Annotated in this window: 10 protein-coding genes and 1 riboswitch; of the genes, 8 read left to right on the forward strand and 2 right to left on the reverse strand. The window is 47.7% G+C overall.

Annotation, left to right across the window (positions count from 1 at the left end):
- The 7 genes from LDL18_RS01430 to pal all read left to right on the forward strand — a co-directional run.
- The coding region (locus tag LDL18_RS01430; RefSeq protein WP_296506383.1) for a Holliday junction DNA helicase RuvB C-terminal domain-containing protein at positions 1-421 on the forward strand (421 nt) is incomplete at its 5' end.
- A 184-nt stretch (positions 422-605) separates the two neighbouring features.
- On the forward strand, positions 606-1,106 hold the full coding sequence (locus tag LDL18_RS01435) for a YbgC/FadM family acyl-CoA thioesterase (RefSeq protein WP_296506385.1): 501 nt from the start codon (positions 606-608) through the stop codon (positions 1,104-1,106).
- Between the two features lie 7 nt (positions 1,107-1,113).
- Entirely contained in the window at positions 1,114-1,824 is a 711-nt protein-coding gene (locus LDL18_RS01440) for a MotA/TolQ/ExbB proton channel family protein (RefSeq protein ID WP_011240120.1), read from the forward strand.
- On the forward strand, positions 1,824-2,351 hold the full coding sequence (locus LDL18_RS01445) for an ExbD/TolR family protein (RefSeq protein WP_296506391.1): 528 nt from the start codon (positions 1,824-1,826) through the stop codon (positions 2,349-2,351). The genes LDL18_RS01440 and LDL18_RS01445 overlap by 1 nt, the downstream gene beginning before the upstream one ends.
- A 9-nt stretch (positions 2,352-2,360) precedes the next feature.
- Positions 2,361-3,440 (forward strand): hypothetical protein, encoded by a 1,080-nt coding sequence (locus LDL18_RS01450; RefSeq protein ID WP_296506392.1) that lies wholly within the window; start codon positions 2,361-2,363, stop codon positions 3,438-3,440.
- A gap of 112 nt (positions 3,441-3,552) precedes the next feature.
- Positions 3,553-4,869, forward strand: coding sequence for a Tol-Pal system beta propeller repeat protein TolB (gene tolB, locus LDL18_RS01455; protein ID WP_365974496.1), 1,317 nt, complete (start codon positions 3,553-3,555; stop codon positions 4,867-4,869).
- 126 nt (positions 4,870-4,995) lie between these two features.
- Positions 4,996-5,526, forward strand: coding sequence for a peptidoglycan-associated lipoprotein Pal (pal, locus tag LDL18_RS01460; RefSeq protein WP_296506394.1), 531 nt, complete (start codon positions 4,996-4,998; stop codon positions 5,524-5,526).
- Positions 5,527-5,702: 176 nt separating this feature from the next.
- On the opposite strand, the gene LDL18_RS01465 is transcribed toward pal, so the two are convergent.
- Positions 5,703-6,830: a glycerophosphodiester phosphodiesterase gene (locus LDL18_RS01465; RefSeq protein ID WP_296506396.1), complete on the reverse strand. Its 1,128-nt coding sequence runs from the start codon at positions 6,828-6,830 to the stop codon at positions 5,703-5,705.
- Between the two features lie 17 nt (positions 6,831-6,847).
- Complete coding sequence (locus tag LDL18_RS01470) at positions 6,848-9,238, reverse strand: TonB-dependent receptor (RefSeq protein WP_296506398.1); 2,391 nt, start codon at positions 9,236-9,238, stop codon at positions 6,848-6,850.
- 210 nt (positions 9,239-9,448) lie between these two features.
- Positions 9,449-9,558: riboswitch (TPP riboswitch) on the forward strand.
- A gap of 71 nt (positions 9,559-9,629) precedes the next feature.
- Between LDL18_RS01470 and thiC the strand changes: the two genes are divergently transcribed.
- Positions 9,630-11,444: a phosphomethylpyrimidine synthase ThiC gene (thiC, locus tag LDL18_RS01475; RefSeq protein ID WP_296506399.1), complete on the forward strand. Its 1,815-nt coding sequence runs from the start codon at positions 9,630-9,632 to the stop codon at positions 11,442-11,444.
- Positions 11,445-11,694: the final 250 nt, after the last annotated feature.

Raw genomic sequence — 11,694 nt, forward strand, 5'->3', positions numbered from 1 at the left:
GATTGCCAAAAGATCGCGCGGAACGCCCCGTATCGCCGGACGTTTGCTGCGTCGCGTGCGTGATTTTGCCGATGTGGCTGGCTCTAAAATAGTTGACCGCTTTATTGCAGATGAGGCCTTGAATCGTCTGGAAGTTGATAAATTGGGGCTGGATTTGATGGATCGCCGTTATCTGATGATGATTGCCGATATTTATAAAGGGGGGCCTGTCGGGCTGGATACCTTGGCCGCTGGTCTGTCCGAGCCGCGGGATACAGTTGAAGAGGTGATCGAACCTTATTTGATCCAGTTAGGATTGGTGGCTCGCACGGCGCGCGGGCGGCAGTTAAATGGTCTGGCTTGGCGGCATTTGGGCTTAACTGACCCTAGAGAAGCAGAAGGAAAGCATTCTGAAATAAAAAATCAGCCCGGATTATTATAAAGATATATAAGATTTCATCGCTGGTTAAGGTTACTTTTCTTTTACAAGAGGCAGTTCTTTAAACGGATTAAAAAAGAATAGATATTTATATTATAATGACGGCTTAGAGCGTATTTTGATTTTTTCGTTAGATAGCTGAAGAAATACTCTCTTTAGTTTGGGTCTGTTCAAAAAGGCGGCTGCGATGGAGACCGAGGAAAAGACAATATCGGAAGATACGCCTGTTCATCCAGTTGCAGATGGCCTTTTGGAGGGGCATGTCCATCACTTTCCCGTCAATATCTATTATGAAGATACTGACCTTTCGGGGCGAGTATATCACGCTAATTATTTACGTTTTACCGAGCGGGCGCGTTCCGATCTGGTGAAAATTTTGGGTGTCAATCAGCGTCAAGCCTATCAGAACGGTGTTGGCATGTTCGTCATTCATCAACAGAAAATCCGTTACTGTCAGCCTGCATGGCTGGATGACCGACTAGATATACAAACCGAAATTATCCGCTTGCGGGCGGCAACACTTCAGCTACAGCAAAAAATTTTTCGGGGTGCAGAGCTTTTGACAGAAATAGAAAGCGAAGTCGCCTTTCTATCTGTCGATGGGCGGCCTTGTCGAATACCGACAGATTGGCGGTCTTTATTTGAAGCGCTGTGCTCTCCCGCATTGAATCGGGTTGAAAGGAAGTAATTAAAAGATGCCTTCTTTGGAAATGTCCGGCAATGCCGATTTGGCGAGTTCTGTTCTATCGCCGGTGACGTTATTTCTTCATGCCGATATGGTTGGCCGTTTGGTCATGATATTGTTGCTTTGCGCCAGTATAGGCAGTTGGGCGCTTATTTTCGGGCAGTTTTTCCGTTCCTCTGCTGCTAATCGGGCAAGCCGTAATTTTGAAAAAGCCTATAGCAAAGCCGAATCAATGGGTGAGCTGGAGCGCTTTTATGATCGCTATTTCGGTAGCAATGATCCTTCCGCCCGTATTTTTCTGGCTGGGATGCAGACCGCAAAATCGGCTGGAAAAGTCATTGACCATGAAGGGGAGCGTGATCGCCTTTCTTTATCCCTTGAGGATGCTGTTGCGGCAGCAGTTGAGGATATGTCTTCCCCGTTGAGTAGTCTTGCAACGATTGGATCTGTTTCTCCCTTTGTTGGTTTATTCGGAACGGTTTGGGGCATTATGCATAGTTTTAGCCAGATTGCCGCAGGCGGAAATACCGCTATGGCGATTGTGGGCCCCGGTATTGCCGAAGCACTCTTTTCAACGGCCTTGGGTCTATTCGCGGCTATTCCGGCGAGTATCGCCTATAACCGGATGTCGCATACCATTGGGCGTTTTGAATCACGCCTGACCCGTTTTTCTGACCGTATCTATATCACCTTAAGCCGCGCCATGGACGCTCGTCACTGATGAGCGCAGTTTCGGCAAGAAAAAGGCGCGGTGCCAAAAGACGGCCTTTAATGGCAGAAATTAACGTCACACCTTTGGTTGATGTGATGTTGGTTCTGTTGATTATCTTTATGGTGACAGCGCCTTTGATGGTGACAGGGGTAGCCGTCAATTTGCCGGATAGTCGTGCCAAGGCTTTGGAATCCAAGGAAAAGCCAGTCACTATTACGATTGAAGCGGATGGCAGTATTCATATTGATGACGATGTTGTCGATATGGCTGAATTGCCTGCCCGTTTGCAGGCTATCCATGAAGCGAATTTGGCAAAGCATGAGCAGGTATCGGGCGAAGGTGACCCCGATGCTCCTGCTGTTGTCAGTGAGCAGCCGATTTATCTGAAAGCCGATCGAGTTTTAAATTACGGTCGAGTGATGCAGGTAATGGGTGAGTTGGATCATGCCGGTTTGAAAAAAGTCGCTTTGGTAACAACTGGTTCCTCGGGAAATTCTGCGGCAAGCAAAGAATCCTCGAATGATGAAGGAAGGTAAGTCATTGTGATGACCTCCCGATCAGCGATGAGGCGCGGCTTTTTTATCGCGGTGGCCGGTCATATTCTGCTTCTGCTGTTTTTTTTGATCCGCTTTTCCTTGCAGGATAAGCGCCAAAGCCAGCCGGTTGATACGATAGAAGTGACCTTTGCCCATGGAGTCGGGATACATTCTTCTTCCCCTGAAGCCTCTTCTGAAGCCGCAAGGGCGACGACCGCGCCGAAGATAGGGGAAGAAAAAGAGGCAGCTCCCGCGCCGAAAAAAGAAACGCCCAAAGAAGCGGATAGCCAGCCTAAGCCTCAAACCCAAAATTCGGCGAAAACCGAACCAAAGCTAGAGAACAAGCCTGTGGCAAAGCCGCAACCGCAACCCAGAACCAAGCCGGTTGAAATGCCAAAGCCTGCGCCTGTGGCAAAGCCAGAACCCCAGCCTAAAGAAGCGGCAGTAGCCCCGCCTCAAAAAGCAAAAGTAACCGCGCCTGAAAAGCCACAGCCAAAAGCGGAAAGTAAAACGCCCAGCAAGCCGCATAATGACGTCAAGAATTTGATGGAGTCTTTTTCTAAATCTCAGGTTAATGTTTCTGATCATAAGGCGGGCAGCAACATTGAGAGTAATAAAGGAAAAGAAAAGAATAACGCATCGGATAGCGGGAAAAGTAAAAGCGACAATAGTCGTAATAGCGGTTCCCGATTGGGTAATGATTTTTTGAAGGGTATTCTTGGGGGAATGGGGACTTCTTCGAAACCGCAAGGATCTTCAATTTCGGGCCCTGCCTTGAATGGTTTGGGCGCTGCGATCAAACGTCAGGTTCAGCCTTGCTATGATCTTGGAGCATTAGGGGGCACGGATGCGATGCGGATTATTACCGTTTTGCGGTTACGCTTTAATCCTGATGGTTCGGTAAATGGTGTACCTGAAATGATCGAGCAAACCGGATTGACTTCGGACAATCGTTCTTATGCCCGTCAAATGGCTGAAATCAGCCGCCGTGCTGTTTTGCGTTGTGCTCCGCTGCATTTGCCTGCTGAACTGTATAAAGGTGGGTGGGATGAAATTGATATTGGCTTCATTCCGGCGCAGATGCATTGAGATTATAAGAAATAACGTCGCCTGTGTAGGCTTCGAAATGAAGGATTGTTGAATGAGCAGCGTAATCAGAAAATGGGCCTTAACGGCTTTGATGGCGGTAAGCAGCACGGCTTTGTTCGCGCAAAATCCGGCGGCTAGTGGTCAAGCCGCTAATCAGGGTGATAATCGCCGCATCTTGCGGGTCGATATTACAGGCGGCATTTCCCAGCCGATGCCGATTGCGGTGCCAGTGATGCCGACTCCGAGTTCGGTTGAAACCTTGGCCGGAACGACGGCTGTATTAGGCCGGCAGGTCGCTTCGGTTATTTCCAATGACCTGAAATCCAGTGGCCTTTTTACGCCATCGCAGCAGGCCTCCTTGCATAATGTATCTTTTCCTGAAGTAACTGCCCCGCAATATAGCTATTGGTTGTCGAGTGGTGCGCAGGCCTTGGTTCAGGGGTTCGTTCAGGCCAATGGCGATGGCACTTTGACAGTAGGCTGTTATTTATATGACGTTTTTGCATCGCAAGAAATGTTGCATAAAGGCTTTGTCGTGAAACCGGCCGACTGGCGGCGGGCAGCGCATAAATGTGCTGATGCGGTCTATACCCGTTTGACAGGTGAAGGCCCCTATTTTGACAGCCGCATCGTTTATATTTCTGAAACGGGCCCGAAAAATCATCGTTTGAAGCGTTTGGCGATCATGGATCAGGACGGTGCCAATCATCGTTTCTTGACGAATGGTCAGTCGATGGTTTTGACCCCGCGTTTTGCGCCGAACCAGCAGACCGTTACCTATCTTTCCTATGTCGGTAATTCTCCGCGCATTTATGTCTATACTTTAGGCTCTGGTCATGTCCGTTTGGTGGTGAATAAGCTGAATACGACCTTTGCCCCGCGCTTTTCACCGGATGGAAAAACGATTGTTTTCTCTATGTCGGTTGCAGGGAATACCGATATTTACAAGGTTCCAGTTTCCGGTGGGCAGGCAACCCGTCTGACCACTTCGCCCGGTATTGATACGGCACCGAGTTTCTCACCCGATGGCTCTAAAATCGTCTTTGAAAGTGATCGGTCAGGTAGTCAGCAGATTTATAGTATGAATGCTGATGGATCTAATCAGAACCGGATCAGTTTTGGTAGTGGACGTTATGCAACGCCTGTATGGAGCCCACGCGGTGATCTGATCGCCTTTACCAAATTGGGAGGGGGATTCCATGTTGGTGTGATGAAAACCGATGGTTCGGGTGAACAAATTCTGACCAATGGTTGGCAGGATGAAGGCCCAAGCTGGTCACCGAATGGACGAGTCATTGCCTTCTTTAGAACAGCGCGTAATTCTGGTCATACGGAATTATGGTCGGTTGATCTGACGGGGGTTAATGAACGGCATATTCCAACGCCTTTGGACGGTTCTGATCCGTCTTGGGGGCCGTTATTGCCGTAATTTCTTTATTATTTCGATAAATTGTAAGATAATATCCGAGTTGTTCAAGTGATTCGGTGATTATTACTTTCGATATTATTGCTTTTTTCACAGGATGGCAGACATTTTTTGCCGATGAGGTTAATAATGACTAAAAGTAAATTAACAATAAGTCTGTTTGCTGGTCTCGTAGCCCTGACTGCCTGCTCCAGTCACCAGTCTAAAACGGCAAGTTTGCCACCGGCACCGACAACCAAAGCACCAGCCCCGACTTCAAACGGTAATGCTGATGTCGGCGCGGTTCGCGACACTGTGGTCCCCGGCTCTCACGCTGATTTCTTGCGTCAGGTCGGCACTGACATGGTGCATTTTGCCCTGAATAGCCATGATCTTGACAGCGAAGCCAAAGCTATTTTGGATCGCGAAATCCAGTGGTTCAAAAAATACCCCAGCACCCGCGTTACCATCGAAGGTCACTGTGACGAACGCGGCACCCGTGAATATAATATCGCCTTGGGTGAGAAGCGCGCTGATGCCGTTCGTGACTATTTGGCCAAAGCCGGTGTCGCTAATTCAATCAATGTCATCAGCTATGGTAAAGAACGGCCATTGGCGATGGGATCGGATGAAGAATCTTGGGCGCAGAATCGTCGTGCTGTGACGGTTACGCCGAATTGATCGGTTATTTTGCCTTAAAAATTTATGCGTAAGTAAGAAGAAGGCCAGCTTGGATAAAGCTGGCCTTCTTTTTTGCGTGTCGGCGGGTTTTGACGGCAGAGATTTGTTTTTTTCTTGGGATTTAAGTCACCCATGGATTTGTCTTATGGGCAACAGATGTTGCCCGTAAAAGGGTGTTACATTTCTGTAATAGCTAAACGACCGATAGCCGGATCATCCGTGAAAAAACCATCTAACCCCATGCTTAAATAGCGTCTGATTTCGGCAATTGAGCCTTGGATGTTACGGCTGCTGTCGCCTTCTTGATTGCGTAATTGCCGAGGCAAAAAGATATTTTCCGGTCGGCAAGTATAGCTATGCACTAACAGTCCGGCTTCATGCGCATCTTGTATAAGGTTGGTTGGTTGTAGCCATTGCCCCGTATTGTCTTTGGGAATGAGATATTCATTAGCGGGCCCAATGGCATCAGCGTAGCGGCATATGTCCCGCAAGCCCTCTTTGGATATCAGATTTCTGTAGGTTGTTTTGCCGCCCGATGCCAGAATATCGGCTGGTGGCACGTCAGGATCGCCAAGTAGAAACATGAGTTTCCAGTTGGGGTGATTTTGTCCTATCTTTTGATGGAGATAACGGAGGGCTGTTGGTTCAAATGACTGGATTTCGATATTGGCCTGACGAGTATATTGGTGGCGATCGAGTATGTCTAACAGCTTATCTTCAGAGGGAAGCCCTAGTTTTCTGAAATGGGTTGGATGTTTGATTTCAGGAATAAGACCGATATTTTTTCCGTAGGCGGTTGAGGCAGCCGCGACAAAGTCGATGATTTCTTCTAAAGACGGAATTTCAAACCAGCCATTATAGCGACTGTTAAAAGGTCTGATTTTGGGAAGCCGTTCGCAGGCACGAAGCTGTTTGATTTCGGCAAGCGTGAAATCGCTTGTAAACCAGCCTTCCTGTTCTTGGCCGTCAATGGTCATTACCCGTCGCCGCTTGGCAAATTCGGGATGCTGGGCAACGTCAGTGGTATCGGTGATATTGCTTTCGTGACGGGCAATAAGTTTACCATCTTTAGTTGGCACCAGATCCGGCTCGATATAATCAGCACCATCGATAATAGCTTTGCCATAGGCGGCTAATGTATGTTCTGGCCGTAGGGCAGAGGCTCCCCGATGTGCAAAAATTAGAGGACGGGTGGGAAAAGCCAAGCTGGGAGCTGCAAGAAGATCTGTGCCTTTTAAGAGGCTAATGCTGCTAAGAAGAGCGCCTGTCCTTTGTAGAAAATGGCGGCGATTGAAGCGGGTCATAACAAAAGCCTCGAAAATTAGAAACCGGCCTGAACCGTGATGAAAAACATACGCGGCGCAATAGGGAAAGCGGTATATTGGCCAGATGCTTGATTGGTTCCAAGGGTTGACCAGCCTTTTTCATTAGTCAAGTTGGTAATATTCCCTTGGATACGTAAATCACGGACATGAGGAATATTATGGAAAGTATAGCCCGCATTGAGACCGTAAATCATATAGGAACCGGCGGATAAATCATTGGTAAAGGTAGCCGGACGTTTGCCGATAATATCGCCAGTGATCTGTGCCGAGAAATTACCCCATTCAAAGCTGCCTACGAATTTTTCTGTCCAGTCGGGAACACCGGCTACGCGTTTGCCTGCGGTCATGACTTCGGAACTGCCGTTATTGTAGTTATCGTTATAGACCGAACGATTATAGGAAAGGGCATTATAAACAGAGAAATGAGACCCGAATTTCATCGTGAAGGATAAATCCATACCATCTGTCGTCACTGAACCAACATTGGTCAGGATCGTCGCGCTGCCGACGATAGAGGAATTGGTTTGGGTAGTTGAAACGGCCAAGAGGCGATTAGAAAAATGGACATGGTAATATTCGAGCTGTCCACTGAAATGGGTAAGGGGCCCGAAATGCACATCTCGGTTGGTGCGGATACCGGTTTCATACGTCCATGAGGTTTCCGGTTTGCCGTGTTTTTTAAAGTCTTCGAAGGCTTCCTGACTGGTAACGCCCCAAGGCGTAGCATTGCCATAGCCTGCGGCTTCAAAGCTCCGCATATTCTCTTGAATATTGGCGAAAAGCTGTTCGTGAGGCGTGACATTCCATAACGCCCCAAAGGCTGGAAGAAACGGTTTGGTCGCTGAAATTTTACCACCCGGAACGGTAATCGCATTTTTAGGAGAAAGAGAGCCGGGGAGGGCTGCAATGGGTAATTTCCCGTCCGTATAGACTAATTCAGATTTAAAACCGGCCTGTAAGGTCAGATTATGGGTTATTCGCCATGTATCCTGAACATGGGTTACAAAAGTGTCTGTATAAAAAGCGTTTTTATATTGTCGGATAAGCGGGTTTTTTGGTCTTTGATATGGGGTCGAAGGAGAATTAACATCGAGCGCATACCAATTTCGGGCTTGGGTATTATCATTACGCTCATACCAACCACCGACTTCGATAGAATGTTTACCGGTTTTATAATGCAAGCTGGACATCAACCCGCCTCGATTATCGAGATATTCAGTTGTCCGTGTCGCATAACCCGAATTACCAAAAACAGATTTTAAATTTTGTCCTGGGAAATAGGCTTCGAATAAAGCGGGAAGTCCCGCGGCCTGTATTGGCCCTGCGACGACACCGACGCCCGCATTATGATGATAATAGAATTGATTATCCCATGAAACATTATCGCTGAAATCATGGGTGAATTTTATATAGCCTAAGAAATCTTCGCGTTGGGCATCAGAATAATAATTCCGATAGTTCAATCCGGCGGCAGCAGGCGTCGCCCCGCTCGCTGAAAGATAATTTTGGGCATAATTAAAATCGGGATACATGGATGGCCGAACATAAATCGAGCTGGGCATGACCACGCCATCTTCATTGGGTTCGATCTTTTTTGACCAATCGAAATAGAGAGTCAGCTTGTTACTATCATCTTGGTGAATGAATTTGGCGTTGACCTGATTGCCTCCTTGATGCCCATTAAAATCCCATGCTTTGGCATCTTGTCTTGCCCATGACACATAGGCTTTGTTTCCGTCTCCAAATTCGCCCGTGTCGATACGTGCAAAGGTTCGATAGGTGGAATAGCTGCCAAAAGTTTGGCTGATCTGTCCGCCCGCCCGTGAAAGAGGATCGCTGGTTAGAAATTCTAGGGTACCACCAAGATTGCTGGTTGAGGCTGTTCCAAGCGCGCCAGCGCCGGATGAAAGTGAGGCGGATTTTGTGTTTTCGCTAATCATTGCCCGTTGAGGTGATAATCCATTGTAATTGCCATAATCTTGATCACCTAACGGCACCCCATCCATCGTATAGCCAAGCTGATTTTTGCTGAATCCATGAATGAAAAGGGAGGAATTCTGTTCGTTATTTCCCCATGGGTCGGCATTAGTGAAAACAACCCCTGGTAAAATAGCGATAGCTTTTACCGGATTTAAGCCAGGAAGAAGGCGTTGTATTTCAACATGGCTGACACTTTGCTCGGAATGAGTCTGCCGCGCGGTAACAACAAGATCCGCGCCTTTATCAGCCTCTTTCCCATTTGTTATTTTATTTGTTACTTCAGGTGCCGAGTCTGCTTTTGTTGTCTCCGTCTGTGCTTTTTCAAGGCTAGGCGTTGCCCCTAAAACAATGCCGGGAAGAAGAGACGAAAGCGTGAGCCAACAACATGAAAAAGCGATTCTGCGCACAGATTATATCCCCTGTAACTTGATTGCAGGAAGGAGATAAACGCTGATTTTTGCATCAATATTTCAACAAAATGTCATTTATATTGCATATTCTGGGTGTGGTTTATTTGTATCGTTCTTTTTTGTTGCAAAATATGTATATGAAATCGTTTTTTATCGGCAAAAGTCATTTGATCGGGTTGCTATCCTTTTCCTTTCGGCGTAATGACAGAGGTATCCCCGGGGGGCCGTATCAATACGGCTGAGAATGAGCTGATTGCTCTAACCCGTCGAACCTGATCCGGCTTAACACCGGCGTAGGGAGGGAAGGCATCAGACCTTGCTTCTTATCCGTCGGCCGAAAGCCTTTTTCCGGTCGGCCTGATGGTTGACCTGCAAGAAGGATGCATAAATGGCTGATATTTCCGATCAGAATATTCCCGGTCACGTCACGACCGGTCCGATTCGTGGTTCTCGTAAAATTTATGTTGAAGGCCAAAATGGCGTTCGCGTGGCTATGCGCGAAATCGACCTTGAGCCTTCTGCCAATGAACCACCGGTTCGTGTCTATGATTGTTCGGGACCTTACACTGATCCCAATATTAAAATCGATATTGCCGCCGGTTTAAAACCGCTTCGCCGTGAATGGATTTTGGCGCGCGGTGATGTTGAAAGTTACGAAGGTCGCGAAATTAAACCCGAAGACAATGGCCAGTTGGGTCCTGATCGTTCGGGCGGTGTGCCACCTTTCCCCAATGTAAACCATCATCCTTTGCGTGCCAAAGCGGGTGCTAATGTCACCCAGATGCATTATGCCAAAAAAGGCATTGTCACGCCGGAAATGGAATATATCGCTATTCGTGAAAATTGTGGTCGCGCCCAGATGAAAGAGGCGATGATCCGTGATGGCGAAAGTTTTGGTGCGAATATTCCCGATTTTATCACGCCTGAATTCGTTCGTGATGAAATTGCTGAAGGCCGTGCAGTTATTGCCGCCAATATCAACCATCCTGAAGCGGAACCGATGATTATTGGCCGGAATTTTCTGGTTAAAATCAATGCCAATATTGGTAATTCGGCGGTGGCCTCGGATGTCGCGGCTGAAGTCGAAAAAATGGTCTGGGCCATTCGTTGGGGTGCCGACACGGTGATGGATCTGTCCACTGGACGGAATATTCACGATACTCGCGAATGGATTTTGCGGAATAGTCCCGTTCCCATTGGAACAGTGCCGATTTATCAGGCTTTGGAAAAAGTAAATGGTATTGCTGAAAATCTGACATGGGAAGTTTTCAGAGATACCTTGATCGAACAAGCCGAGCAGGGTGTTGATTATTTCACCATCCATGCTGGTGTCCGTTTGGCCTACATCCCGTTAACCGCAAACCGTATTACCGGCATTGTCAGCCGTGGCGGTTCGATCATGGCAAAATGGTGCTTGGCACATCATGAGGAAAACTTCCTCTATACCCATTTTGAAGATATCTGCGAAATCCTGAAACGCTATGATATTGCCTTTTCTTTGGGTGATGGTTTGCGTCCTGGTTGCATTGCGGATGCTAATGATCGCGCCCAATTCGCTGAATTGGAAACTTTGGGCGAATTAACCAAAATTGCATGGAAGCATGATGTTCAGGTGATGATTGAAGGCCCGGGTCATGTCCCGATGCACAAAATCAAGCCGAATATGGATAAGGAATTAGTCGCCTGCCATGAGGCGCCTTTCTATACCTTGGGCCCCTTGACGACGGATATCGCCCCTGGTTACGACCATATCACCTCGGCAATCGGCGCAGCCATGATCGGATGGTATGGCACGGCGATGCTGTGTTATGTCACCCCGAAAGAACATTTGGGCTTGCCTGATCGTGATGATGTGAAGGTCGGCGTTGTGACCTATAAGCTGGCTGCCCATGCGGCGGATTTAGCAAAGGGGCATCCGACAGCGCATTTCCGCGATAATGCTTTGTCTCGCGCGCGTTTTGAATTCCGGTGGAAAGATCAGTTCAATTTAAGCCTTGATCCCGATACCGCAGAATCCTTCCATGATCAGACCTTGCCCGCAGAAGGGGCAAAAGCTGCGCATTTCTGTTCGATGTGTGGCCCGAAATTCTGCTCGATGAAAATCACGCAGGAAGTTCGTGAATTTGCCGCTCAAGGCATGGAAGAAATGAGCGACCAGTTCAAAGAAAAGGGAGGGGAAATCTACCTTCCTGCCGCGGAATAATTCTTATTTTGCTTACTCCATAGTTTACCCTTGTTCCCTGTCCCTGTTCTGTTTGTCAGAACAGGGATTTTTTTTGTCCTTTAGGATGGGGGGATTTGCGTCTAATTCTAATGGTCGTATCGCATGGCGATATGATGGTTTGTTGGAAACATTAATCGCGGATTCTAGAAAAAGACATTAGAGCGTTTCCCCAAGCCGAGGAGCGTGTCATACCGATAATCTTGAAATTCGGTAAGATTTCACAAAAGAA

The organism is Zymomonas sp. (assembly GCF_020216885.1).
Classification (GTDB): Bacteria; Pseudomonadota; Alphaproteobacteria; order Sphingomonadales; family Sphingomonadaceae; genus Zymomonas.